Source organism: Acididesulfobacillus acetoxydans (assembly GCF_902729405.1).
In the GTDB taxonomy this organism is placed as follows: Bacteria; Bacillota; Desulfitobacteriia; order Desulfitobacteriales; family Desulfitobacteriaceae; genus Acididesulfobacillus; species Acididesulfobacillus acetoxydans.
In genome coordinates this window covers 2,601,687-2,625,122 of record NZ_LR746496.1, presented here as the reverse complement: position 1 = coordinate 2,625,122, position 23,436 = coordinate 2,601,687, and the positions used below count along the sequence as shown (strand labels likewise).

The 23,436-nt window shown below is 53.4% G+C and carries 25 protein-coding genes and 1 tRNA gene; 3 read left to right on the top strand and 23 right to left on the bottom strand.

What is annotated here, in order from left to right; genetic code table 11:
* Nucleotides 1-48 precede the first annotated feature (48 nt).
* The 17 genes from MNU25_RS11640 to MNU25_RS11565 all read right to left on the bottom strand — a co-directional run bounded on the left by MNU25_RS11640 (nt 49) and on the right by MNU25_RS11565 (nt 16,599).
* Entirely contained in the window at nt 49-942 is an 894-nt protein-coding gene (locus MNU25_RS11640; protein WP_240985225.1) for a CoB--CoM heterodisulfide reductase iron-sulfur subunit B family protein, read from the bottom strand.
* Nucleotides 935-1,459 (bottom strand): 4Fe-4S dicluster domain-containing protein, encoded by a 525-nt coding sequence (locus tag MNU25_RS11635; RefSeq protein WP_240985224.1) that lies wholly within the window; start codon nt 1,457-1,459, stop codon nt 935-937. Before MNU25_RS11635 ends, MNU25_RS11640 begins: the two co-directional genes overlap by 8 nt.
* 193 nt (nt 1,460-1,652) lie before the next feature.
* The gene (gene speD, locus MNU25_RS11630) at nt 1,653-2,030 is read right to left on the bottom strand and encodes an adenosylmethionine decarboxylase (protein ID WP_240985223.1); all 378 of its coding nucleotides are present in this window, start codon (nt 2,028-2,030) and stop codon (nt 1,653-1,655) included.
* Between the two features lie 406 nt (nt 2,031-2,436).
* Entirely contained in the window at nt 2,437-3,927 is a 1,491-nt protein-coding gene (locus tag MNU25_RS11625; RefSeq protein ID WP_240985222.1) for a B12-binding domain-containing radical SAM protein, read from the bottom strand.
* A 191-nt stretch (nt 3,928-4,118) separates the two neighbouring features.
* Entirely contained in the window at nt 4,119-4,715 is a 597-nt protein-coding gene (locus MNU25_RS11620; RefSeq protein WP_240985221.1) for a DNA-3-methyladenine glycosylase family protein, read from the bottom strand.
* 229 nt (nt 4,716-4,944) lie between these two features.
* Nucleotides 4,945-5,157, bottom strand: coding sequence for a DUF1657 domain-containing protein (locus MNU25_RS11615; RefSeq protein WP_240985220.1), 213 nt, complete (start codon nt 5,155-5,157; stop codon nt 4,945-4,947).
* Between the two features lie 114 nt (nt 5,158-5,271).
* Entirely contained in the window at nt 5,272-6,477 is a 1,206-nt protein-coding gene (locus MNU25_RS11610) for an MFS transporter (RefSeq protein WP_240985219.1), read from the bottom strand.
* 278 nt (nt 6,478-6,755) lie between these two features.
* Complete coding sequence (locus MNU25_RS11605; RefSeq protein WP_240986817.1) at nt 6,756-8,279, bottom strand: spore germination protein; 1,524 nt, start codon at nt 8,277-8,279, stop codon at nt 6,756-6,758.
* 474 nt (nt 8,280-8,753) lie between these two features.
* Nucleotides 8,754-9,674 (bottom strand): SufB/SufD family protein, encoded by a 921-nt coding sequence (locus MNU25_RS11600; RefSeq protein ID WP_240985218.1) that lies wholly within the window; start codon nt 9,672-9,674, stop codon nt 8,754-8,756.
* Complete coding sequence (locus MNU25_RS11595; RefSeq protein WP_240985217.1) at nt 9,655-10,404, bottom strand: ABC transporter ATP-binding protein; 750 nt, start codon at nt 10,402-10,404, stop codon at nt 9,655-9,657. Before MNU25_RS11595 ends, MNU25_RS11600 begins: the two co-directional genes overlap by 20 nt.
* Nucleotides 10,405-10,439: 35 nt before the next feature.
* Nucleotides 10,440-10,865, bottom strand: coding sequence for an MOSC domain-containing protein (locus tag MNU25_RS11590; protein WP_240985216.1), 426 nt, complete (start codon nt 10,863-10,865; stop codon nt 10,440-10,442).
* 155 nt (nt 10,866-11,020) lie between these two features.
* Nucleotides 11,021-11,233 (bottom strand): hypothetical protein, encoded by a 213-nt coding sequence (locus MNU25_RS11585; protein ID WP_240985215.1) that lies wholly within the window; start codon nt 11,231-11,233, stop codon nt 11,021-11,023.
* The gene (locus tag MNU25_RS11580; RefSeq protein WP_240985214.1) at nt 11,230-12,012 is read right to left on the bottom strand and encodes a COG4280 domain-containing protein; all 783 of its coding nucleotides are present in this window, start codon (nt 12,010-12,012) and stop codon (nt 11,230-11,232) included. The genes MNU25_RS11585 and MNU25_RS11580 overlap by 4 nt, the downstream gene beginning before the upstream one ends.
* A gap of 163 nt (nt 12,013-12,175) precedes the next feature.
* Nucleotides 12,176-12,310 (bottom strand): hypothetical protein, encoded by a 135-nt coding sequence (locus MNU25_RS20130; protein WP_261487526.1) that lies wholly within the window; start codon nt 12,308-12,310, stop codon nt 12,176-12,178.
* A gap of 150 nt (nt 12,311-12,460) precedes the next feature.
* Entirely contained in the window at nt 12,461-13,597 is a 1,137-nt protein-coding gene (locus MNU25_RS11575; protein ID WP_240985213.1) for an ABC transporter ATP-binding protein, read from the bottom strand.
* A 160-nt stretch (nt 13,598-13,757) separates the two neighbouring features.
* Entirely contained in the window at nt 13,758-15,548 is a 1,791-nt protein-coding gene (locus tag MNU25_RS11570; RefSeq protein ID WP_240985212.1) for an ABC transporter permease, read from the bottom strand.
* Nucleotides 15,529-16,599, bottom strand: a complete 1,071-nt coding sequence (locus MNU25_RS11565; protein WP_240986816.1) for an ABC transporter substrate-binding protein — start codon at nt 16,597-16,599, stop codon at nt 15,529-15,531. The genes MNU25_RS11570 and MNU25_RS11565 overlap by 20 nt, the downstream gene beginning before the upstream one ends.
* Before the next feature lie 291 nt (nt 16,600-16,890).
* On the opposite strand from MNU25_RS11565, the gene MNU25_RS11560 reads away from it, so the two are divergent.
* Nucleotides 16,891-17,271, top strand: coding sequence for an ArsR/SmtB family transcription factor (locus MNU25_RS11560; protein WP_240985211.1), 381 nt, complete (start codon nt 16,891-16,893; stop codon nt 17,269-17,271).
* A 155-nt stretch (nt 17,272-17,426) separates the two neighbouring features.
* Nucleotides 17,427-18,467, top strand: coding sequence for a cation diffusion facilitator family transporter (locus MNU25_RS11555; RefSeq protein ID WP_240985210.1), 1,041 nt, complete (start codon nt 17,427-17,429; stop codon nt 18,465-18,467).
* 59 nt (nt 18,468-18,526) lie between these two features.
* On the opposite strand, the gene MNU25_RS11550 is transcribed toward MNU25_RS11555, so the two are convergent.
* The 4 genes from MNU25_RS11550 to MNU25_RS11535 all read right to left on the bottom strand — a co-directional run bounded on the left by MNU25_RS11550 (nt 18,527) and on the right by MNU25_RS11535 (nt 21,728).
* Entirely contained in the window at nt 18,527-19,102 is a 576-nt protein-coding gene (locus tag MNU25_RS11550; RefSeq protein WP_240985209.1) for a Uma2 family endonuclease, read from the bottom strand.
* 203 nt (nt 19,103-19,305) lie between these two features.
* Nucleotides 19,306-19,381, bottom strand: a tRNA-Glu gene (locus MNU25_RS11545).
* A 303-nt stretch (nt 19,382-19,684) separates the two neighbouring features.
* On the bottom strand, nt 19,685-21,175 hold the full coding sequence (gltX, locus tag MNU25_RS11540) for a glutamate--tRNA ligase (RefSeq protein WP_240985208.1): 1,491 nt from the start codon (nt 21,173-21,175) through the stop codon (nt 19,685-19,687).
* A gap of 79 nt (nt 21,176-21,254) precedes the next feature.
* Nucleotides 21,255-21,728, bottom strand: a complete 474-nt coding sequence (locus MNU25_RS11535; RefSeq protein ID WP_261487527.1) for a (2Fe-2S)-binding protein — start codon at nt 21,726-21,728, stop codon at nt 21,255-21,257.
* Between the two features lie 247 nt (nt 21,729-21,975).
* On the opposite strand from MNU25_RS11535, the gene MNU25_RS11530 reads away from it, so the two are divergent.
* Entirely contained in the window at nt 21,976-22,173 is a 198-nt protein-coding gene (locus MNU25_RS11530) for a hypothetical protein (RefSeq protein ID WP_240985206.1), read from the top strand.
* A 334-nt stretch (nt 22,174-22,507) separates the two neighbouring features.
* Here the strand turns inward: MNU25_RS11530 and trxA are convergent, their stop codons facing one another.
* Both trxA and MNU25_RS11520 read right to left on the bottom strand, forming a co-directional pair.
* Nucleotides 22,508-22,837, bottom strand: a complete 330-nt coding sequence (gene trxA, locus MNU25_RS11525; RefSeq protein ID WP_240985205.1) for a thioredoxin — start codon at nt 22,835-22,837, stop codon at nt 22,508-22,510.
* A 32-nt stretch (nt 22,838-22,869) separates the two neighbouring features.
* Nucleotides 22,870-23,148: a metal-sensitive transcriptional regulator gene (locus MNU25_RS11520; protein WP_047831629.1), complete on the bottom strand. Its 279-nt coding sequence runs from the start codon at nt 23,146-23,148 to the stop codon at nt 22,870-22,872.
* Between the last annotated feature and the right edge of the window lie 288 nt (nt 23,149-23,436).

Genomic DNA, 23,436 nt, shown 5'->3' with positions numbered 1-23,436 from the left:
TCGTATGCCTAAGTATTCCCCTAAAATTTGAAACTTACCAATTCCGGACTAGCGAATCCCCGCCAAGGCCAGCGCCTCCCACGCCGGGATAAAGTGTCTGCTCAGCCCGACGGCGTGCGAATCGAAGCCTAATACCAAGCCAATCAGTTGGCTGAAAAAGAAAACGGGGATTTTTTTGCGGGCAGACGCCGCTTCCGCACCCGTGGAGCGGTGAAACAGTTGAAACTGATGCAGGTCGAGGTTAGCCTGACAAATGGGGCATGCCGTCACGATGCACTCCGCTTCGCATTCGATCGCCATGTCCAAAATGCGCTGGGCGAGTTTTTCGGAAACGTCCCGCTTAGCGAAAGACAGATTTCCTCCGCAGCATTCCGTTTTCAAAGGCCAGGGAACCGCTTCTCCACCCAGGATCTCAACAATTCTATCCAGTCCGGTCGGATTTTCGGGATGGTCAAAATTAGTCAGCCGCGGTGGCCGTACCAATTGGCAGCCGTAATAGCAAGCTACTTTAAGACCACTCAGGCTTTTTACGGCGTAGAGCCTGATCTTCTCCAGAATCTCCGCTCTCTCCATGACTTGCAAGGCATTGTAAACGGGCGGCAGGTCCTCAACGGGATGCCGGAGCTCCTTCTCCACTCTCCGGCGCATGTCGGGATCGGACTCCACCCTCCTTTTCCCTGACATAAGGCGGTGGTAACAATGGGCACAAGGCACGACCAGACCGTCACCCGCCAAGGACTTGGCCTGGAGGAGGTTGCGAACAGCTAGGTTCACGGCCAATTGTTCATCCAGCGACACGGCGGAGGTGCCCCCGCAACAGTTCCAATCGGGTACCTCGTCATAGCCGATCCCCAGGCGGTCCATGACCAAGAGAAGTGACTGACTGCTCTCCCGGGCAGTGTTATGCAGAGAACAACCCGGATAAAAGGCATAGTTAGACATCTTTCTCCCCCTCCTGCCCGGCTTGTACCCTCTGAAAGAAACCCCGAACGACAAGCCTCCCCCGTATACGCGAAGGCCACATTCTCAGCTTTCCCCGCTTTAAGAGCGCCAAGACCAGGCGGGCGTCCCTCTGGCGGCTGCCGGTGCTCAGATGGCCGGAGACCGCAAGCCCCGCTTTATAGACCCTGCCGTGGCGCTCAAGGGAGCGCAGGACCGAGTTGTGAAAAGCGCGCTGGCTCCTTCCCGGGCCGGATACCCTGCGCAAACCCGCCCGGCGCAGTTCCTCTATAATGACCGGCAAATCGACACCGCGCGGACAGCGGGTGGAACAAGCCGAACAAAGGGTGCAGAGCCAGATCGACTCACAGTCCAGAACTTGATCCATTTCCCCTATCTGCAGCAACCTGAGAATCTGATGAGGCAAAATGTCCATCGCAAAGTACACCGGACAGCTGGCGGAACATTTGCCGCACTGATAACAAGCATAGACATCCATTCCGTTAACGAGCATTGACATCCGTTCCGTCCTCCCCGACTCTTGGCGCCCGCACTTTTCAATATCTCTTGTATCTCTTGCTAAGTATTTCGCCGGCATGGCTCGATTTCCTTCGCCCGTGCTATAAATCAACAGGCCTTGCCCACCTCGTTACGAGATTGCAAGGCCTGCTACCCTACCCACATCTTAGTACGGAATAAAATAAATATCCCTCCTAAAGATTTACTGCTTCCTTAGGATCTTCAACGATTCCTCGTTTAATTTCCGTAGCAGTCATGTGACCGGACTTAAATTGCTCCGTAACGTAATTACAGGCATCCCAGGGATTGACACGTTCCCCGCATGTGAAGACGTCAACAGCTGCATACCCCAGTTCAGGCCAGGTATGAATCGCAAGATGGGATTCGGAAATCACGACTACCCCACTCACGCCCTGGGGACTGAACTTGTGAAAAACCACTTCCCGGATCTCTGCACCTGCCTCCAAAGCTGCGTTGACCATGATGCGCTCGACTTTCTCCCGGTCATTGAGAATGTCAAAGCTGCACTCGTAAATCTCAGCCAACACATGACGTCCCAAAGAATTGCTCATCTTGTCATCGTTGCCCCCTTTTTGCTGGCAAAATATGAAGGAATCCGAGCCGGACCCCGCCAGGTCCGGTGACCCAAATTCCTATCGAGTTAAATTGTAGCATAAAGTTTGCGCTTGTCAACAAAAAAATACAAATGAGCCAATCCTTCAGACTAGTATCGGATTTTCCGTAATTAATTCGGGCAAAGTCCACCTTCCTCTATTTTCCTCGCTAAACCACTATATCTTGCTAAACCATTATATTAGGGATGGAATGTTTTTGACATCACTCCACCCAAGAAAACTCGGTCCGCGCCCCGATAGCCCGAGTAAGCGAGCGCTTGCATAGAACGGCTCCTCGCCCTTCCGTCCCGGTAGTCGTAAGCGCTCTTATCGGCAAGTGGGCGATCGCTTAATCAGCGGCACCTCACGTCTCTATGGCTGTATGTTTGAAGCTCTTCCGGAAGTGGAAACCGTAAATTGACAGGGTAACCGCCAAAGGAAAAACGTCCGGCCGCTTGAACAAAGACCAGGTAATCAGCCGCCAGTAATAGCGTCTCTCCTTGCCGATGATACCCAGGCGAACCACCGACTTGGCAAAGGCCATCACATGCTCAAAATTTACCGGGATTTTGCCGGCTTTCACGGGACTGTACTCCTGAAGGAAAGTCAGCACCCGTTCGTAGTATTTTTTGGGCGAATAGATCGTCTCCACAATCCGGTTATAGCCTTTGACCAGCAGTTCTTTGTCCATTTTGGGAATGAAGTTCATGCTGAAGTCCGTATTGCTGCCGCTGAATCCCTCGATCAGGCGGCCCTCTCCGGCCAGCCGCTGATAAAGTTTGGTCCCGCGGGGCGCGTTGAGCAACCCGACCATGGCAGCGGCAATGCCGCTCTGCTGAATAAAGTTGATTAGGGAATCAAAAATCGACGACGTGTCGTTGTCAAAGCCGACAATGAAGCCCCCGTGCACTTGGAGCCCAAAGCGCTGAATCTTTTTCACGCAGGCAATGAGATCCCGGTTTTTATTCTGCATCTTGTTGCACTCCACGAGGCTCTCTTCATTCGGCGTCTCGATCCCGATAAAGACCGTATCAAAACCCGCTTTGACCATCAGCCGCATGAGCTCCTCATCATCCGCCAGATTGATGGACGTCTCGGTCAAAAACGCGAAGGGATGGTTCCTGGCCTCCATCCAGTCAATCAGGGCGGGCAGGACTTCCTGCATCAACTTTTTCTTGTTTCCGATAAAATTGTCGTCTACAAAAAATACGCCCTCCCGCCAGCCGGACTCATACAGGGTATCCAACTCATGAAGCAGCTGAGGCACACCCTTGGTTCTGGGAATGCGGCCGTAAAGAGTTGTGATATTGCAGAACTCACAATTGAACGGGCAGCCGCGGGAATATTGGATATTCATGGTAGCGTATGCCTTCTGCTTGATAAGGTTCCACTGAGGAGCCGGCGTCTTTTCCAGATCAGCCCATTCGGTCGATGTATAAAGGTGGACCGCCTCTCCCTTCTCCAGGTCCCGAAGAAATTGGGGAATGGTCAGCTCCCCTTCATTCAGGACCAAATGGTCTACTTGAGCGAATTCCTCCGGCTCGGATGTAAACAGAGGACCCCCTCCTACCGTTTTGACCCCCAAGTCCCGACAACGCCGAATAATTTCCAGAACCGACGCTTTTTGCACCACCATGGCACTGATAAAAACGTAGTCAGCCCAAAGAATGTCCCGATCTTTGAGGGGTTCCACATTCAAATCCACCAGTTTCTTCTCAGCGTCCGCAGGAAGGATGGCCGCCACGGTCATGAGACCCAGAGGCGGAAAGCTGGCCCGTTTGGAAACGAACTTCAAGGCATACTGGAAACCCCAGTATGTAACGGGATATTCGGGGTAGACCAGAAGAATCTTCACTGGATATCACCTTTCCTTCTCAAATAATACTTCTCAATCGCAGACCTCAATCATAGACCTCAATCACAGACCTCAATCACAGCTCGCAATTATGGTTCTTCTATCTCACAATTGGGACCTCACTGATACCCCATACCTTCCATATCTATAACACCGCGGGCCAATACTTCCATAATACCGGTCACAACCGGTCACGCGGAAAAGGCCCAGAGATACAATGATGCCACCGAACCATAAGGTGAATAGTTCCCTCTGTAGATTTGGAACTTCTCCCGGGGAAGGTCCGTCAGCCCGTATAACTTCATCATGCCCCTCCGGAGGGCCAAGTCTCCGTAACTCACTACATCGGGGCGGCAGAGCGAAAAAATAAGGAACATTTCGGCTGTCCAAACCCCCACTCCCGGTAAGGCAGACAAGGTGTCTATAATCTCCCGGTCAGGGAGATTGGACAACCCGGCAAAATCAATTCTGCCCAGGGCAGCCTCCGCGATCCCTTTCAAATAGCCGACCTTTCTGTCGGATAGGCCACAGGCACGAAGCTGCGCCGGGGCGACCCCGGCCAACCGTTCCGCTGTCACCTGCCCAAGCAGAGTGCACAACCGGTTCCAAACAGTTTGAGCAGCCTGCTTAGAAATTTGCTGATTGACCACGCTCAAAATCAACGCTTCAAAGGGATCCGGGACAATGTCCCTCCGAATCGGGCCAATCCGTTTAATCACCGCACCAAGCTTCTCGTCCCTCTCTCTGAGGTGGTCCGTTTCTATCAAGCCATAGGGAAAAAACGCCATACTCGTCAATCTTCTCCGTCCGCAAGGTCGAAGCCATCGTCAGAACTTCTTCCATAACTTTCTTTCTAAGTATAGCATGCCGTCAAGTGCAATTCAATTCCGGAGCGTTTGCCTTAATGGCATAGTGAAATAACGGCAAAAAGACTCCCGGCCCCCGGCCAAGAGTCTCCGGCTCTATTCCGGACTGGGACAGCAGGCCCGAACCGCGCCGCTGTCCCCAACTGTGTTCCTACTGGTTCAGCGGCTGGTTCATGTCATTGTTGTCACTGATGTACTTAAGACGGTTGTTGAGTACATCTATGTGGCGCTGCATGTCCTTAGACATGTCTTTGAACATCTGTTTGGCCGACTGATCCTGGGTCGATTCGGCGAACACAGAGTAAGTCCCGAGGGACGACTGAGCGCTGGCTACCGCTTTCTGCAAGTCCTGTTGAACCGTCATACTGAAATTCCCCCCCTGTGATTTTTGACTTAACAGACCTTAGTGTGGTTCAGAAAGCGCATTTTTATCCGTAACATAAAGCTCAGTGAAGATCCTGATTCCTTTACACTAAGCTCAATGCAGATCCTTGTTTCTGACTCCCCGGAAAAAGCGCCAATAGAGAACCGTGTTTATCCCTTGGAACCCGGCTGCGAGAAGCAGGGGCAGGCCCAACATACCTTCATCCATCAGGAAGCCGCCGAGAGGCGGCGTCAGCGCCGAGGAGACTTGCATCGGCAAATTGCTGAAAGCGGCCATGGTAGAACGTTCCCCCTCATCGCTCATACCCATAACCATAGACTGGCGCAGGGGATTTCCCAGGGAATTGAACACCATGCGCAAAGCAAACAGAGTCCCCGCCATAAAATAGGTCTGTGAAAAAGCCATGACCCCGGTTAGGGTCACCGCGATCGCCCGAGTGACTGCCACGGTGCGCACAACGCCGAAACGATTTCCCAAGTAGGCGGAAATAAGATACGGAAGGGCTGTCAACAAGTTAACAATAGTAAAAAGAACCCCGACGGCGGCGGGTCCCGCCCCGAAACGCGCGTAGAACCAATAAGTCAGCAGGGGTCCCAAGAAACCGATGCCGAGACCGTTGAAAACATTGGTAACCGAGAACTTAGCCAGAAGGCGCCAAGAAAGCTGAAAGGGCTGCCTCTTCACGGTGCGTTTACGCTCAGAAACCGGCAATACCACCGCAATGAGCAAGAGCGAGCTAAAGACTGTCAGGGCAAAAAGAAAAAGGTAACCCGTCCGCCAACCAAACGGCCCGCCCGGCCAAAGCTGAGGGACAGCTGCCAGGAGTGAGCCGACCGCTCCTCCCAAAACGCCGAGAAAAGAAAGAAAACCAAACACCTCATTGCGGTACTTGCTCTCGGCGTGCTCACTCAGGAGCGGTTGTTCCGCCGGGTAAAAAGGCCCAAAGGCCCCCCCGCTGCCGGCGCCGCCTCCCCGGCCAATCGTGCCGGCCGCGCTGGAAAGGGTAAGCACGGCCAGGTTGGCGCTGAGAACAAAGCCCGCTGCTCCCAGGGCCTGCAGAACGGCCAAAACAATGATGGCGCGCTTGCGTCCCCAACGGTCCGCCCCTATACCGACTGCCAGTATAAGCAAGGCGCCGCCTATCGTCGTGCCCATGAACAAAGTTCCTATCTGCACCGCACTGAACCCCAGCCTCGCCAGATAGATGGGCACGACGATCACGAGAAAAGCCTGGGTAATACTGCGGATCACCCGCGCAGCAAAGAGCAAAGCCAGATTCTTATTAAGCCAGTGAGACAACGAGACTCCCCCTTCTAGTCGATTCATCTTAGCCGATTTATCTTCAGAAGACACCGGGACCCAAGGCGGGATACTGTCCACCAATCGCCGCCTTTAAGCGGACCTAACCCCCTATAAGCGGTTAAAGCTATGATTGGTTATTTGACGAGGGTTAGCGGCAAGGGTGAGCGAACGGCGGTTGTTCGAACACTAAATAGTGTAGACCCTTTTCAGCCAAAAAAAAAGACCCCCGCGGCCGATTCGGACGATCGGTTTTGGGGGCAGCCGGAATGACAAAACTAACCGTTTCGCCTTCCCATTTTCGGGCGCAGAACTCCGGGACGGCCGCGAATGTCCGCGAACGGTTTGCGCAGCACGACATTGTCCAGGCCGTTTTTCCACTTGAAAGGAAACAAGGGCCAAAAATAAGGAACTCCGAAAGACTTACGGGTAATCAAGAACACCAGCAAGGCGGCCAGCGCGACCCCAAAGCCCAGAGCACGCAGGTGGAACGCAAACCCCAGTTGAGTGCACAGAAGGATAAAGAGGCGGGACATCAGATTGGCTGAGGCCAGATCATAGGAGGTGAGGGAGAATTGAGCCACCATGACCAGGGCCATGTAGACCAGAACTTCAGGCTGTAACAAATGTATTTGGGCCACAAACTGGCCGAAGATGACGGCCGCCATGATACTCACCATCGAGGCCAGAGTCACCGGTGAAGTCATGACAGCCACCCTGAGAATATCGATGGCCACTTCGGCAATAATTAATTCCGCCCAGAGGGGCAGGGGATCATTTTTCTTCGCCTTGAAAAACGCCAGTTGTTTAGGCACAAGATCAGGGTGAAAGTTGGCCAGAAGGAACAATCCCGGCAAAATAATCGTAATCAGGGTAGCAAGCAGCATGGTCCAGCGCCTGTAGGTCCCAACCATCGGATATTGATGATATTCTTCCGGATGCTGGAGCAGCTGAAAGAAGGTGATCGGCGCGATGATGACTTCCGGGCTGGTGTCCACGACGATCACCACATGCCCCTCCACCAGAGCGGTGGTGGCGACATCGGGTCTCTCCGTATAGCGCACGATCGGATACGGATTCCACTTCACCTTGCCAATCAGCTCGACCACGCTTTGCTCAGCCATAGCAATCGTGTCCGCTTGAATGGACTTTAAGCGCTCGCGAATCATGTTGACCGTTTCCGGATTGGCCACATCCTCCAAATACATCAAACTGACATCCGTCTTCGAGCGCAAGCCGATCTGCATCAATTCCGCCCGCAAGCTCGGCTCCCTGAGGCGGCGCCGGATCAAGGCGGTATTCATGAGCATCGTTTCCGTAAATCCGTCTCTCGGCCCCCGCACTACCCGCTCAATCTCCGGTTCCTGGATACTGCGCATCGGGTAAATACGGGTGTCGATGAGCAAGGCCGCGTCATATCCGTCGACAAACGTAACCATCGGACCGGAGAGAATAAAGCGCACCACATCCTCCATCTTCGTCACCGGCTGTACCTGGACAAAGGTCACATTGGTGTTCAAATAGTTCATTAAGTCCTGCAGCGTATACGTCTGATGTTGGCTGACGAAGGTTTGAATGCACTTCTCCACGTCGTTGAGGATGAGCACCATGTTCATGGTCAAAAAGTAGCCGTTGAGAACATACGACATCATGTTAAGATTGGAAAAAGCGAAAGGCTTCGCCATGATATCCCAACTGTGTCCCGGTCCCTGCCCGACTCCCAGCAGCTCGTTCAGGTATTTGACATTATCATCAAGCTTAGCGGAGATCGGCGGGAGGGGCTGACTGTACGGTTCTGTCATTCCCACTCTCTTCGGTTCCTCCTTCCTTCTTCTTTCCTTGTTCCTGATTCCTGGTTCCTGATTCCTTGTTCCTGGTTCAATCTTTCCCTGGTTTCACTTCTTTCCTTGTTCACCGCTTCATCCCCTGTTTCCGTGTTCTCTCTTTGTCCATCTGTTCCTTCCCTGTTCCCTCTCCTTTCCTTCCCCCCTCAACTCTTTCTCGTTTCCCTGCTCCTTCCAGCTTATGTTCTGCCGATCGGCAGATAAATATTCCCGCAATCCGCCGTTCGAATATCCGCTCTCCGTATATCCGCCATCCGAATACCTTTCGCCCGAATACCTTTCGCCTGTATATCCTCCGTCCGCGCCGCCCCCTTTTTCGCTCAAGCAACAACGGCCCCGCAGAGAATCCACTCCGCGGGGCTGACTGTTTATAGGCAATGCGCGAGAAAACCTAGGAATCCGTTTCCGGAGATGAGAGCATATTCCCAAACACTAAGCCAAAAATCCCTTTAGGATCGTCTCTTCCGCTTCTTTTTCCGAAAGGCCCAAAGACATGAGTTTCACCAATTGCTCTGACTCGATGCGGCCGATGGCCGCTTCATGAATGAGCTGCGCCTCCGAATGATAGGCGGAGACCCTGGGCGTGGAAAGAACCCGAGCCGCATGCATAATAATAGCGTCGCACTGAATATGGCCCCTGGACCGGTTGCGTCCTATCAAATCGAAATAGAAGTCTTGCCTGGATTCATCCTGCGCGACGGAGCGGGAAATGATCTGGGCCGACGAATCCACCCCGTTAAGTTCAACGGTTATTTTAGACTGCGCTTCCTGGCCCAAGTAGGTCAGGAGACGTTCTGTCACCACCAGCTTGGCTTTGTCCCCCAATCTGACCTCAGTGTCCCTCAGCGTGTTGTCGATGCCCTTGATCTGAACCATCTCCAGTTCGACAACCGCCCCCTCTTCCGCTTCAATGATTGTCTTCGGATTGAGGACCCTGGCCCCCCGGCCGTCACCTTCACCATAATGTTTTTCCACGTATTTGAGTTTGGCACCCTTGCGCACAAAGAAAGTATGAATACCGTCATGTTGGGACTTCTGATCTCCGCAATTGTGGATGCCGCAGCCGGCGACAACCAGCACATCAGAGTAAGCTCCGATCTCGAACGTGTTGTAAACCAGATCCGTGATATTCTCTTCCGTGACGATGACGGGTATGTGGACGCTTTCACCCTTCGTATACGGCTTGACGATCACGTCAATCCCGGGCTTGTCCTTCTTCGTCATGATGTCGATGTTAGCCGTCGTGTTTCTCTGAACCCCTACCCCGTTCTTGCGGATATTGTAAGCACCCTGCGGAATCTCATGCAAATCGGCGACCCTTTCCAGCATTTGTTTATCCAGCGAACTCAGCATCCTGAATGACCCCCTTCTCACACTGACTGCTGCAGCAATCTTCGTCCTTTAAAATCTTATTGAGAATTTTGTCTTTGTCCGATTGCTCACTGATTTCGCCGTTGGCTATAAGGATAATTTCATCCGCCAGATCGAGAATTCTCTCCTGGTGCGAAATGATGAGAATGGTCGTTTCATACTTTTCGTGGATAAATTTGAAAGTCTCTGCCAATCTTTGAAAACTCCAGAGATCGATCCCTGCTTCCGGCTCGTCAAAAACCGCCACCCTAAGTTTGCGCGCCAAGACCGTAGCGATCTCGATCCGTTTCATTTCCCCACCGGAGAGGCTGGCATCCGCATCCCGGTCCAGATAATCCTGAGCACAGAGCCCCACATCGTGCAGAAGGTCGCCAATGTTCAACTTGTCCGGATTGGTGGAAGCAGCCAGTTTAATCAATTCCTTGACCTTAAGCCCCTTAAAGCGAGGCGGATTCTGAAAGGCATAGCCAAGGCCCAAAAGCGCCCTCTCCGTAATCGTCTTGGTCGTGATATCCTGCCCGTCCAGAAAAATCTTGCCTGCGCTCGGCGGATAGACGCCCATGATCACTTTGGCCAGCGAGGATTTCCCCCCTCCGTTTGGCCCCGTGATGACGTATATTTTCTTCTCAGCCAGTCTCAAATTAATGTTTCTTAAGATTTCGACCGTCTGTCCTTCGTCCATGGTCAAGGAGACCCCTTGTATTTCCAGCACCGATAATTCCCCCCTGTATTCGCAAAGCTTTTCCGTCAGAAACGGCCGAGTAGTTCCGCCTCATCCCCCACCCGAACCTTGCCGCCTTTGAGTACTCGTCCAAACCGGCCCTCCCGGCTGACAATGTAAGGGCGCCCGTGCTCCTTCCATTCGTCTTTCCCGACATGGCAGATCTCTACTTCCGCCACCCCAAGTTTTAATACAGCCCCCGGCCCTAACAAACTCAAGGGCACCCCGCTGATCGTCACATTTTCCGTATAGCCGTCGCTGAGAACTTCCTCCCGCTTCTCGGACGGCACTTTAACCAAAGCTTCCAGCGGAAAAATGCTGACCTGGCGATCCCAATCCCCGCCGTGTCCGTCGCCCTCAAGACCCCACCCCGGCACCATATTGACCTCACTGACGTCGTTTTTCACGGTTCCTCTCAGCGGACTGATATGCAAAGACACTACTTTTCCCATAGGTATCCTTCCTTTTGAAGGGATGTCTTAGTTAAGAGCATATCACAAACAGGCAAAGCTCTCAACTCCCCAATCCGAATGTCCCAAGCAGCGCACAACACGCGTCAAGAAGCCCTTCCGTTTCGCCAACGAAAGGGCTTCTCTCGGGCCGCCGCCTATTCCTTTGTTTCCCGTTGGAGAGAGTTCACCAAGCTTAAAGCAACCCCGACGAAAAAGATGAGGCCGGCCCACGGCCTCACCGCTGCCAAGGCCGGCAGACCTTCAATCCCCTCGATCACGACGACGGTCAGCGCAATGCCCCAGAAGACGCGCCAATCACCGCAGAAGAAATCAAAGATTTCCTTTAAGATCCGAACTGCCATTTTCATGAGCGGTTCCCTCCCACTCCGGGTTTCAGCCTCTGCTGGGCCCTGCCGTACGGTTTAAGCCAGCGCAGAATCAGCAGACTGACAACAAAGTAGGCAGCCAAGAGCACCAGCAGAAATAGGTCCGCGAACGGCCAGGCAATACCCAGCCCTTCGCCGCCCCAGAAGGTCCCGAACGTGACCAGCATCAGACCGACAATATACTTAAGGGTATTCTCCGGGATTTTGGTGAGCGGGCCGCGCACCGCAACCCCCAGTAAAACGACAACCACAAACGCCAGCAGAGCCCCGAAGGCCGCTGCCCAGAGCCCGTCCACCTTATGGGTGCCGGCGCTGGCCCCGAAGGTGATGACGATAAAAGCGACTTCCAGACCTTCGAGCAGTACGCTTTTGAAAGAAGTGAGGAACCCGAAACCGTTGCATTTACCGGCATCAATCTCGCCGCGTGCTTTCAATTCACTCAAGCGCTCCTCGTAAATCGCGGCTTCGTCGTGCAGCGCTTTGAGCCCGCTGTAGCGCAGCAGTGCCTTCTTAAGCCACTGCAGGCCGAAAAGCACCAAGATGATACCGACAACCAGCCGCAAGACCTCAATCGGAATGAAGAAAACGATGGCCGAGCCAAAAATGAGGACCAGAACCCCCAAAGTGAGGGCGGCCGCGGCCGCTCCCAGTAAACTGCTTTTCCAGTTAATTGTCACCCCAATGACCAAGACGATTGTCAAAGCTTCCACGAACTCTACCGTTGAAGCGAAGAAAGACGGTAGGACAGCAGACCAAACCATCAAGGTTCTCCTTTCTTTCCGTAAGAAATTGAGTAGAATCAGCCGAGAACTCAGCCAAACTCAGTAAAAACTGACTTCAGAACTTGGGACCTGAGTCCGCTCCAAGTTCTTCCTGTTACAATCAACGAATACCCTCAATCCTTTTCTGTTTGTGCGGCCGGACTCAGGTCGTCGGCCCGTTATGTTCTAAGGTCTGCCGAAAGTAGGCATACAGGGCATCGTAGGGCAAAAACTCTTTCTCCAGCGTTTCGTGGTCATTGGCGCTGATATAGCCATACCCTCTGGTAACCCATTTCATCAGACCTCACTCCTTTCATCCAAGGCCGTCCCAACTCATGACCGAAGTCGCGCTTTGGCAGGCACTGTCCGTCAAACCCCAAACCTTGGAGCATGTATGCGTCCGCCGCTCCACCCGTCAGCCGTCTGTCCCTTCCTCAGCCTCCCGATTTCAGACGAGAGCTTCGGCCCTTATGACCGGCTGCGCTCCTCTTGCGGGCTCTTTTGCGACAGCGGAAGATTTCTCGCTCACTGGGCGGCAGCAAGCCGCCGGCAACCACAGCCGAACGGCATCACTGACCGCTCTTTCGGCTGTGTCCCACACCTCCAGACAGGTGTCAGGTGCCTCCCGCAGCGTCACCCTGTACTGCCAGTTAACCCCTTGAAACGAGCGCTGCGCCACCACCGCATCGAGCAGTTGGCCGGGGCCTGGTTCCCGCCTGTCGATCACAATATCCGCCGGACGGATCATTATCTTCGCTCTTTGCCCGATAGGGAGCGAGCCACTGCTATAGATTCTGAATCCCCCACATTCTACAGGTGTATATTCCCCCAGCCCGGCCAAGACCCGACCCTCCAGGATGTTAGAACGTCCGAGGAAATTGGCTGCAAAAACGGTCGACGGTTCCCGGTAGAGTTGCGTGGGGCTGCCTGCCTGCTCTATGCGCCCTCGGTTCAATAATACCACATAATCAGCCATACTCAAGGCTTCAGCCTGATCGTGAGTGACATAGACCGTGGTTATGCCGGCGTCCCGAATAATGCGCAAAAGCTCCCAGCGCATCGTTTCCCGCAACTGAGCATCCAGACTGGACAAGGGCTCATCCATCAGCAAGAGCGAGGGCTTCGCCACCAAAGCCCGGGCAATCGCCACTCTCTGCTTTTGTCCGCCCGAAAGTTGATGGGGATAACGATTCTCAAAGCCCGTCATCTGTACGGTCTCCAGCGCCTCCCCAATCCTGCGCCGGATCTCCTGGCGGGGCCTCTTTTTGATCTTCAGACTGAAAGCCAGGTTGGCAAAGACATTCATATGAGGCCACAGAGCGTAATCTTGAAAAACCAGGCCCACATTTCTCGCCTCAGGCGTCAGATTGTACCCCGGGGCGGACCAGCGCTCCTCCCCCCTCCGGATCACTCCGCCGTCAATGGAAGTCAGTCCGGCCAGAGCGCCGATCAAGGTCGTTTTGCCGCAGCCCGAAGGCCCCAGGAGGGCGACATACCGGCCTTCCCGGATTTCCAAAGACAGGCGATCCAAGACCAGTTTATCGCCGTAAGATTTCCTGACATTTTCCAAAATGATAGGATTCATAAACCCTCCTTCTCGGCCGCTCCCACATTTCGTTCCTCCGCCGCTTGGCCGCCGGTACTTCCGTTCCTCCGCCGCTTAGCCCCTCCACGTCTTTCCTCACCCGTCGCTTCCGTCTTTATGAACTATCCGCTCACATGCCTGCGCCACCAAAATGTGTTCTTTAGCCGCCAGCCGCCGGGACCATGTCCCTGTCAGCCTGTTGAGCTTTTTCGGCCCGAACCCGGGCACTGTAATAAACCAGACAGCGCCCCAGGCCATAGGCCGCGAATACCACAACCAGTCCGATAACAGTCAGCGCGGCTCCCCCCGACCAATCAAAATTGTCAAATTTCGATTGAATTAATACCGAAAACGTCGGCTGCCCCGGAGGGTAAAGCAACGACGAAGCCGGCAGTTCAAACATAACCCCCGTAAACGTCATGAAAAACGTTGAAATGGCCGTCCCCCGTACCAAAGGGAGGACGATTTTCCTGATAACGGTGCGGTTCCGGGCCCCAAAGGATTCTGCCGCCTTGAGAATGTTGGCGGGCAGCTGACTCATGGCTCCGACCTCCAGCCTGATGGCATAAGGGAGGCTGGAGGCGATGTAGGCCATGGCCAGACATACGGGCGTCCCGTACAAAACCAGATGAATGGGAATGAGCCAAACCGCGTTCCAGGCAAAAATGAAAGACGCCGCCAAGACAATACCCGGCACAGCGATTACCGACATGGTCAAAATGTTCAACAGGCGGCTCAGCCTCGAGTCCTTAAACGACATCTGAAAACCTACCACCAGGGCCATGGACATCGTGAGGAAAGCCGTGACCAGGGAATATTCAAGCGAACGCCCCAACGCCTGCCAGCCGTCCCCCCCCAGACGCAAAGCCCGGAAGTAGTGACTCAAGGTCCAATTGCCTGCGCTCATTCCTCCGCTCCACGTCTTCCAAAGAGAGGCGCAGAGCGTCGCCCCCAAAGGCAAAAAGAGGGCAACGAAAAGCAGTGCGGCTACCCCGACCGCCATACTCCGGCGGTTGCTGCCCCCGGCCGGATCCCTGCTTGCCGCCGAGGAAAGCGTATTGTAATTTCTCTTTTTCAGCCACCAAAACTGAAGCACGATGGCGGCGGCTGTCACGAGCACCACTACCATAGACATGCCCGCGGCCGCCGGGTAATTGACCGGGGCTTCACTGAGCGAGGCATAAATCTGGTAGGTCGCCATCGGGATGTGGGCCTGCGGGGTAATGGCCGCGGCAATCCCGAAGTCCCCGAACCCCTCGGCAAAAGCGATCGACCCCCCGGCCAGCCACGCCGGAGTCAAGAGCGGTAAAATAATCTTGGTCATGATTTGCCGGCGGCCGGCACCGGCTGCGCGTCCTGCTTGCACCAGATCCTGGTTGATGTGCAGCAAGGCCTCCTGCATACCAAAATGCACATAAGGAAAATAGCGCAGGCCCATGATTAAAACTAAGCCGAAACGGGTAAAAAACCAAGCAGACCAACCGTTAGGCAGGCCGGTCAACTGCGCTAAAATACCTTTATCCTGCATGAGTATAACCCAGCCTTGGGCAATGACATAGGACGGGACAAAAAACACTACCCAGATGAAGGCATCCAGAACCACTCCTACCTTCCGCGGCACTCGGGCCAGAGCCAGAGCGCTAAAGGAACCCAGGGCAATGGCCAGAACGGCCTCGGCCAAGCCGATAGATAACGAATTGACCAGCGCCTCCAGGTTCAGTTTGCTCCCAAATACGCTCCGCAACGGCGCTAAAGAAGGGAGCAGGCTCATAGGTTTGCTGAAGAGGTGGGGCAAAAGAGCCTGCCCCAAAAGCGTCGCTAAAGGATAGGCTATTAAAACCACGAGGAGTATGGCCCCAGGCACGTCCCCGGCACCGGATCCCCAGTGCCGAAGACGTGAACCGATATGCTCTGCCTTGGTATGTTCCGCCTTATTGGACGATGTTATCATGGAACCACTTCTTCAAACTGTTTTCATCTTTCGCTGCCTTGATGGGATCGACTTTAACCCAGTTGATCCCGCTCTGCTGCCGGGCCGGATTCGGTTGGATACCGTTAATCACAGGGTTAAAATAGGAGTCCCCTCCCCCGTTTTTCACGTCGGCCATGACTTTTTGCCCGGCGGGAGATAGCACGTATTCTACAAACTGTTTGGCCGCAGCCATATCGGGAGCATTTTTGTTAATGGCAATCACACCCGGCAGGGTGAATACTCCCGACGAAGGATAGATGATTTTAATGGGGTCTCCCTTGACCTCTGCCGCTGCCAGGGCGGAATCCTGAATCGTCACAGCCTTGACCTGACCGGCGAGAAGTGCCTTGAGCGTGTTGTCATTGGTCGGGAAAACCCTTAAACCGTTGGCCTTGAGGTCTTGAAAATACTGCTTACCCTGCGCAGTCCCCATGATATCCATGATACCGGCCACGTAAGGGTAGGTGGGACCGGAGATGCTGGGGTCATTCATCGCCAGGGAATTCTTGAAGACCGGAGTCAAGAGGTCGCGCCAATCCTTGGGATATTGGTCCGGGGACAGCAGTTTGGTATTGACCCCGATCGCAGCCGCCGCCGTCACTGACGCGGGATAATAGGCTTTGTCCGCCGGAACCAGGGACTGCCCCAAAGCTGTCAAATTGCTTACATCCTTGGGGGTCCAGTTCTGCAGCAGCATGCCTTCATTGTCCAAACCTTGCATGGTTGAATCCCCGTCAAACCAGGCGACATCCCAGTGGGGATTGGAGCGCTCGGCATCGATCTTGGCCACAATTTTTCCGGTAGAGTCGTCTACCAGCTTGACCTGGATCCCTGTCTTCGCTTGGAAAGCCTTAGCCATCGCGCTGTCATAGCCCTGAGCCGAATAGAACACCAATTGTTTCGCCGGCGCGGCCGACGCAGGGGCCGCGGAGCCGGTAGAAGTGCCGCAGCCCGTCACTGTGGCTGCCACAATCACCGAGATGATAACCAGCAGGGGTAGAATCCTGGCGTAAGGTCTCTTTCTGTTCACCTGTCTCAAGAATAAACCTCCCTTTCAAAAACTTTAAATCAGCTCCAGAACATGATAGCACTGAAGTGTAAAGGCTGATTTCCGGTTCTGTTAAGGTTCTTGCCGTCGAGCGTAAACCGTGTGTAATATTTTCTCCGTGATTTATCTTTGAGCATAATAATTTTACTTGCAAACATTCAAGTAAATGTTATAATAAAAGCGGGCAGTGACCCGTCGTTCTAACCCGGTTCTTGCCATATGATTTCTACCCGCAACAATTTCTAATAGCCTGGTAAATAAGGGGGCACGCAGATGACGAGTTTCGACCACCCGGCCTGTGACACGCCTTGCCATACTCCGCAACGCCTGGCGGAACTGCGCCGGGCAATCAGCCTGACTGACGGTGTAACCCCGATCTTTAAAGCCCTGGCCGATGAAACCCGCGTCAAGATTATCTACGCTTTGCTGCAGGAACCGGACCTCTGCGTCTGCGATGTGGCACTCATCACTTCTCTCACCGCGGCAGCCGCTTCCCATCATCTGCGGCTGCTGAAAAACATGGGCCTCGCCCGTTCACGCCGCGAAGGCAAGTCGGTCCACTACTCCCTCAGCGACGAGCATGTACGCCTAATTTTGGAAAAGGCCCTGGAACACAGTGCCCATCTGAGGGCTGAACAGCCCCGAGCCTACTGACCAAAAATCTCAGCCGCATGCCCCTGGCTTTAACCGCTTTAACCGGCTTGAGCCAGGGGGAGATTCAGAGTCTCCGGTTTCGGATTCCTACTCTTATTTTCATTTTTGTTCTTATTCTTTTCCTGATTCTTAATGAGAGAGGGAGGTGCTTTGACATGTCTGAAGGCAAAATGATTGCAACAGCGCCTGATCATAAAGATGATTATAAGCATGATCATGAGCACAGTCACAACCACGAGGACGGCCACAGCCATAAGCACGGGGGACTGGGCGGGCACGTGCACGCGAGCGGAGATCGACTGAAATGGGCTTTTTGGGCTACCATGATCATCCTGGCCGTCGAAGTCATCGGCGGCAGCCTGGCCAACAGCCTGGCCCTTCTCAGCGATGCCGGCCACGTCCTCACAGATGTCGCGGCTTTGGGCCTGGCCTGGTTCGCCGCTGTTCAGGCGCAGAAATCTCCGACCCTAAAGCACACTTTTGGCTATCACCGCACAGGCATCCTGGCGGCTCTGGCCAATTCCGTGACCCTGATCGTCATCGCGCTCATCATCCTGATTGAGGCTTTCCACCGCCTGCAACATCCGGAACCCGTACAAAGCACGATTATGTACATCAGCGCCGGAGTCGGTATCCTGGTCAATTTAGGCATTGCCCTGGGCTTCCGCGGAGGCGAGGGTAACCTGAACATCCGTTCCGCTCTGCTGCACGTCCTGGGAGATGCGGCCGCCTCGGCCGGAGTAATCTTGGGTGGGGTAGTCATGCAGGTGACGCATTGGTACATTATCGACCCCATCCTCTCTGTACTCATCGCTTTCCTGGTCGCTTGGGGGGCCTGGAGAATTGTAAAGGAAACCCTGCACATCCTCATGGAGGGAACACCCGTCGATTTTCAAGCGGAGCCGCTCTTGGCCTTCGTCAAAACCCTCCCCGGAGTTTGCAGTCTGCATGACCTGCATGTCTGGAGTGTCACGCCGGAACGGGTAGCCCTCAGCTGCCACCTGGTCATAGAGCCCAACAGCTCCCTCTCCGCAGGCCTGAGTTTAATCGATGAGATAAAGGCCTATCTTCGGCAAACCTTTAACATCTCCCACGCCACCATCGAATTGGAAACCGCCCAGTGTCCCTGCACTTCCCTGCTCTGCCAGGATAAACTCTGGAAAGGATCTGAGGACGATCAGGGACATGCGCACTGACCATCATCCGTTTAAATGGACTGCCCGCCAATGAAACCAGTCACTTCCGCATGAGCTCCCTAAACACCTTCGAACACTAACTTGAGATCGATCGCAAAATCTGGGAAAATAGACACCTTTACTTCATCGTCCTCAGTATATACCTCGATTCTTCCGTATCTCCCGTCCCCTTGTAAAATAAATGCATTTACGAGTTTCGTGTCTGGTTCCACAATCCAATATTCTTTAACTCCAAAACTTTCGTAAGCATTGAACTTTAACAGCTTATCGGTTTTTGCTGTAGATGGTGAAAGTATTTCAATGACCATTTCGGGTACGCCACAAAAACCCGTTTTACTCAACTTGTCTTTATCACAAATAATCGTCAAATCCGGCTGATAAACTTCGGTTGTATCTTCATCTTTTGTGTCCAAGTTTGATAAACGCAAGTCAAACGGTGACGCAAATACTTGGCAAGGCTTATGAAGCAAGTAATTAGAGAACTGTCTAAGCAATTCTCTTGATACACTTTGATGCTGCCAAATGGGAGCTACCTGCATATAAGGCACTCCGTCGATAATCTCCCATCTGTCCCCTTCCGGCCACGTTAGATAATCCGCATAGGTATATTTTCTCTTCGCTTCCGGTATAGGCATAAACCCACACACTTCCCTGCACTAAATATTATTCCACATTCTTCCGTTAATTTTCGGCTAGGTTTCACCCCATCCATTCATGACCAATTTTAGCGCACTTTTAGCCTGCTTACAAGCTACCTTTAGGGCTTGTGAAAGATGCTTTTGTTTTCGCAAAAGAAAACATCTACGGATAGAACTTCTGTCCGTAGATGGTATTTTTCTGGTAGCCCCAAGGGGATTCGAACCCCTGTTTCTGCCGTGAGAGGGCAGCGTCTTAGGCCTCTTGACCATGGGGCCAAACTACAACCTTATACAATTATACACGAATCTGCTAAAAACACAAACCCGCCGCCCCATCACCCAGCTTCAATGATTACGCCCGGGTCGAGGCCGACTGCGGTCTATGGGCCACGACATGCAACCTCAAACGTCATCCCGGCATCATCATCAGCCCGCGACCGACGCCGTTCTTTCACGAGTTGGGGAACCCAACCTCCACGCCCATGCAAGACTTTATGTTATACTTTATATTCGCCAAAGGCAATGCCCGCAAACATCCGTTATCTTATCATTAGCGGCACTTTTCGCCGTTTACCTGCCTTAGGTTTCCTTTTTCTCAGCATTATACAATCTAGTGAATTTAACCGCCTGTTCAAGACGGTCCAGGCATCTCTCCCGACCCAGCACACCCATGACTTCAAACAAACCGGGGCTCACGGTGCGCCCCGTCAGGGCAAGTCTGGTCGGGTGAATAAGTTGCCCACCCTTGATGGCTAATTCCGCGATCAAGTCGCGATAAGCCCGCTCCGTATTTTCCGCCGTGAAGACCTCAACCTCGGCCAAGCGCTCTCTCCCTTGGGCGAGCAGATCAGCCGCGCCCGGCCGACCGAAGTATTTCTCTTTGCCTTTTTCCTCATATCCTTCGATATCCCGGAAAAAGTAGCGACTGGCCTCCGCCAGCTCCTTCAGAGTCTTCACCCGGTCCCTGACAGTCCGGAGAACAGATAAGATGTAGCCATGGTTTTGTTCCGCCTCGAATGGGGACAGGATCCCTTCCTCAAGGAGAAAGGGCACTGCCTGGAGTGCCAGCTTCTCTAAGTCACAATCCGTAATGTAGCGGCCGTTGAGCCAGAACAACTTCTGTAAATCGTATATGGCCGCTGTCTTAGAAACCTTCTCCAGGGAAAACGACGGAACAACCTCCGCCGGAGATATGATCTCCCCTTGCTCTTCGGCCGGAGACCAACCGAGAAGTGTCAAATAATTAGCCACGGCTTCCGGCAAGCAGCCCATCTCTTTGAATTCGCTGACCGAAGTCGCTCCGTGTCGCTTGCTCAGCTTGCTCCGGTCAGGTGCCAGGATCATAGACAAATGGGCAAATTGGGGAATTTCGTAAGCCAAAGCCTCATAAATCAGCTGTTGCTTAGGGGTATTGGGCAAATGTTCCTCAGCTCTGATGACATGGCTGATCCGCATGGCATGATCATCCACCACACAGGCAAAATTGTAGGCCGGCAAACCGTTCGATTTTACGATAATGAAGTCATCGAACTGGTCCCGGGGAAAACTGACGGTCCCGCGTATCATATCCTTTACCAAGATCCGATCGCACTCCGGCACTTTGAGGCGAATAACCGGTTTCAGCCCCTGCTCCAGTCTCCCCCGAACTTCACTGGCAGCCAGAGAACGGCATTTGCCGCTGTAGAGAAGAGGCAAACCTTCCCGGCGCCGCACCTCGCGTTCCGCCGCCAGTTCCTCCTCGCTGCAAAAGCAATAATAGGCTTTGCCTTCTTCAACTAGGGCTTTGGCTGCGGCAGTATAGAATTCCTGCCGCTGTGATTGGTAATATGGCCCGTAATCTCCCCCCTTTTCCGGCCCTTCGTCCCAATCCACTCCCAACCAGCGCAGGCTGCCGAGAATTTGCGCAACCGAATCTTCTTTCATTCGGTTGCTGTCTGTATCTTCGATGCGAAGAACCAGTTTACCCCTGTTGTGGCGCGCAAAGAGCCAATTGAATAGCGCCGTCCTGGCCCCACCTATGTGCAAATAGCCCGTGGGGCTGGGCGCAAAACGCACCCTTACTTCTTCCATAAAAATCTCCTCGAATATCTAATATCTAAGCCTGATTGGTCCTATTTTGCGAATTGCTTACATAAGGGCAAGTACAATCTCACTCTTTCTTCACGCTCCGCATGGCTAACCCCTTGGCGATCACCGATCGCACCACGGCGGAGCATCAGCCACCGGCCGGATTCTTGGTAAGGCATTCATGCCCGGTGTTCGCCCCGGTATGTTTCTGAATATCCTCCAACGTAGAACAGCATTGAACCTCCGCCACATGGTGGAGAATTTCCTCTTCGGTCACATTCAGACAATAGCAAATCGGAACCGGGGGCGTGATTTCCTTGAACCATATTTTGTTTTTTAGCCGGTCCTGTGTGTAAACTCTGCCTTCAGCCTGGAAGTAGGCAACCTCACACTTCGGGTTACGGCAGAGAAAATATTGTTCCTCGTCCGCGGGCAGCTCGATTTCCGGCAACACCTGATGAACGACCGTAGTCTTGCGCACCCGTTGACCCGGTGCGCCACAGGTCGGACATCCGGCGCCAGCCGGTACCGTCGACTTCGTAAGATTAAGTTGCATCTGAACCCCTTTCTCCACAAACTACCTTGTCAGAACATTTGGGTAATCCCTTTTGACTGTGATCTGTATCACACACTAAGTCATAACTTGCTGCTAATATATAGTAACCACTTTACAGAAACCACTCTACCATAACCACTCTAGCGCAACCACTTTGGCTAACTTTCATGCGGAGGCACTCGGCCGCCACATGAAATACAACCGTTCGGCAGCAAACGGCAAAATTTTTAAGAGGGAGGCAGAAATCATGCTCGAACCTGACCATTCGATCGTCTGCAGCGCCTGTGACATCTGCCACCAAGAAAAACCTGCGGAACTGATGTGCACCTTTGTCGTTGAAGGAGAACCCGCAGAAAAAATCGAGAAAACCTGTTGGTGCGTCTGCGAGGATTGTCTGCCCGTCCTCGAAAAGGTTAATGCCTATTATGAGGATGCCGTCCGCTGAGAGGTGACTCCGCGCCTTGACATCCCGGGTAAAGGAAGACAGTGGTGCGGAAAAGCGCATCGCTGTCTCTACATTCCTGCCCGGGCACTGCGGTTATGACCCGTACCTGGCTGCTCCGGTATTATAACCTGCACCTGGGCGCCCCGGCGTTACGACCGTGCCTGGGCACCCCCAGTATTGTGACCCGTACCTGGCCGCTCCGGTATTATGACCTGTTCCGGGCCACCCTTGTCGTATGAGTCGTTTGACGGGGGGGCGCCTGATCTCGTCTTATGAACAGAGCCTCGGCACACAGATCTTGCGACCCTGTTCACGGTCCCAGCCTGGTTTTCCCTTAAGCGTGGCGATCGAGCATCTTGACCAAATCCCCTTTGGAACGGAAGCCGATGATTTTGTCCACCATTTTTCCGCCCTTAAACACACCCAAGGTTGGGATGCTCATGACCCCATATTGGCTGGCCACCGAGCCGTTAGCGTCGACATCCAGTTTTCCCACGACGACCCGACCCGCGTATTCGTTGGACAGTTCTTCCACTATCGGAGCCACCATACGACAGGGTGCACACCAAGCCGCCCAGAAATCGACCAGTACCGGTTTCTCCGATTTTAACACATCCGTGTCCCAGTTACCCGCCGTCAAAGTTTTAATGTTTAGCCCCGCCATGACACATTCCTCCTCATACTGCCTGTTTTAACCTACTTGACAAATTTCGTGAGCACCCCAATCAGTTCCTCGATGGCGCCTTCCTTATCATTGTTTTCGACCGCCTGGAGCAAACAGCCTCGCGAATGATGTTCAAACACGATCGTCCCTACTTTATTGATCGCCGCCCGTACCGCCGCGACCTGCACCAGGACATCAACGCAGTACTTGTCATTTTCTACCATGCGCTGCAGCCCTTTGACCTGTCCTTCAATTTTACGCAAGCGTCGAATAAGGTCTTCTTTAGCTTCTGAATAAGGAGCTGGAACCATCGTTTAGCCCTCCTCGTATACCCTGCGGGGGTAATCACACATCCATTATACAAAGATCAAACGCTTCCTGTCAAAGGGATTCTGCCCAAAACGGCTCAAGAAACAGTCACGAAATGCCCGTTCACAAAGCAAAGCAAAAATACTGCCCGACAGACGGCCTGGCTCACAAGGCGCATTTTCAAAAACTCGACCGGCGCTGTAATCGCGACGCCGTAATCACTCACCTGAGCAGCCGGCAAACCCGGAAATCGGCCTGGACTCCTCCTAAGCGAAACGGCTTCCAAGCCC

Bases quoted from the DNA above. Each gene is read 5' to 3' on its own strand.
- MNU25_RS11640 (WP_240985225.1), bottom strand. From the start codon at position 942: ATGTCTAACTATGCCTTTTATCCGGGTTGTTCTCTGCATAACACTGCC.
- MNU25_RS11635 (WP_240985224.1), bottom strand. From the start codon at position 1,459: ATGTCAATGCTCGTTAACGGAATGGATGTCTATGCTTGTTATCAGTGC.
- speD (WP_240985223.1), bottom strand. From the start codon at position 2,030: ATGAGCAATTCTTTGGGACGTCATGTGTTGGCTGAGATTTACGAGTGC.
- MNU25_RS11620 (WP_240985221.1), bottom strand. From the start codon at position 4,715: ATGGCGTTTTTTCCCTATGGCTTGATAGAAACGGACCACCTCAGAGAG.
- MNU25_RS11615 (WP_240985220.1), bottom strand. From the start codon at position 5,157: ATGACGGTTCAACAGGACTTGCAGAAAGCGGTAGCCAGCGCTCAGTCG.
- MNU25_RS11605 (WP_240986817.1), bottom strand. From the start codon at position 8,279: ATGACAGAACCGTACAGTCAGCCCCTCCCGCCGATCTCCGCTAAGCTT.
- MNU25_RS11600 (WP_240985218.1), bottom strand. From the start codon at position 9,674: ATGCTGAGTTCGCTGGATAAACAAATGCTGGAAAGGGTCGCCGATTTG.
- MNU25_RS11590 (WP_240985216.1), bottom strand. From the start codon at position 10,865: ATGGGAAAAGTAGTGTCTTTGCATATCAGTCCGCTGAGAGGAACCGTG.
- MNU25_RS11585 (WP_240985215.1), bottom strand. From the start codon at position 11,233: ATGAAAATGGCAGTTCGGATCTTAAAGGAAATCTTTGATTTCTTCTGC.
- MNU25_RS11580 (WP_240985214.1), bottom strand. From the start codon at position 12,012: ATGGTTTGGTCTGCTGTCCTACCGTCTTTCTTCGCTTCAACGGTAGAG.
- MNU25_RS20130 (WP_261487526.1), bottom strand. From the start codon at position 12,310: ATGAAATGGGTTACCAGAGGGTATGGCTATATCAGCGCCAATGACCAC.
- MNU25_RS11575 (WP_240985213.1), bottom strand. From the start codon at position 13,597: ATGAATCCTATCATTTTGGAAAATGTCAGGAAATCTTACGGCGATAAA.
- MNU25_RS11570 (WP_240985212.1), bottom strand. From the start codon at position 15,548: ATGATAACATCGTCCAATAAGGCGGAACATACCAAGGCAGAGCATATC.
- MNU25_RS11560 (WP_240985211.1), top strand. From the start codon at position 16,891: ATGACGAGTTTCGACCACCCGGCCTGTGACACGCCTTGCCATACTCCG.
- MNU25_RS11555 (WP_240985210.1), top strand. From the start codon at position 17,427: ATGTCTGAAGGCAAAATGATTGCAACAGCGCCTGATCATAAAGATGAT.
- MNU25_RS11550 (WP_240985209.1), bottom strand. From the start codon at position 19,102: ATGCCTATACCGGAAGCGAAGAGAAAATATACCTATGCGGATTATCTA.
- gltX (WP_240985208.1), bottom strand. From the start codon at position 21,175: ATGGAAGAAGTAAGGGTGCGTTTTGCGCCCAGCCCCACGGGCTATTTG.
- MNU25_RS11530 (WP_240985206.1), top strand. From the start codon at position 21,976: ATGCTCGAACCTGACCATTCGATCGTCTGCAGCGCCTGTGACATCTGC.
- trxA (WP_240985205.1), bottom strand. From the start codon at position 22,837: ATGGCGGGGCTAAACATTAAAACTTTGACGGCGGGTAACTGGGACACG.
- MNU25_RS11520 (WP_047831629.1), bottom strand. From the start codon at position 23,148: ATGGTTCCAGCTCCTTATTCAGAAGCTAAAGAAGACCTTATTCGACGC.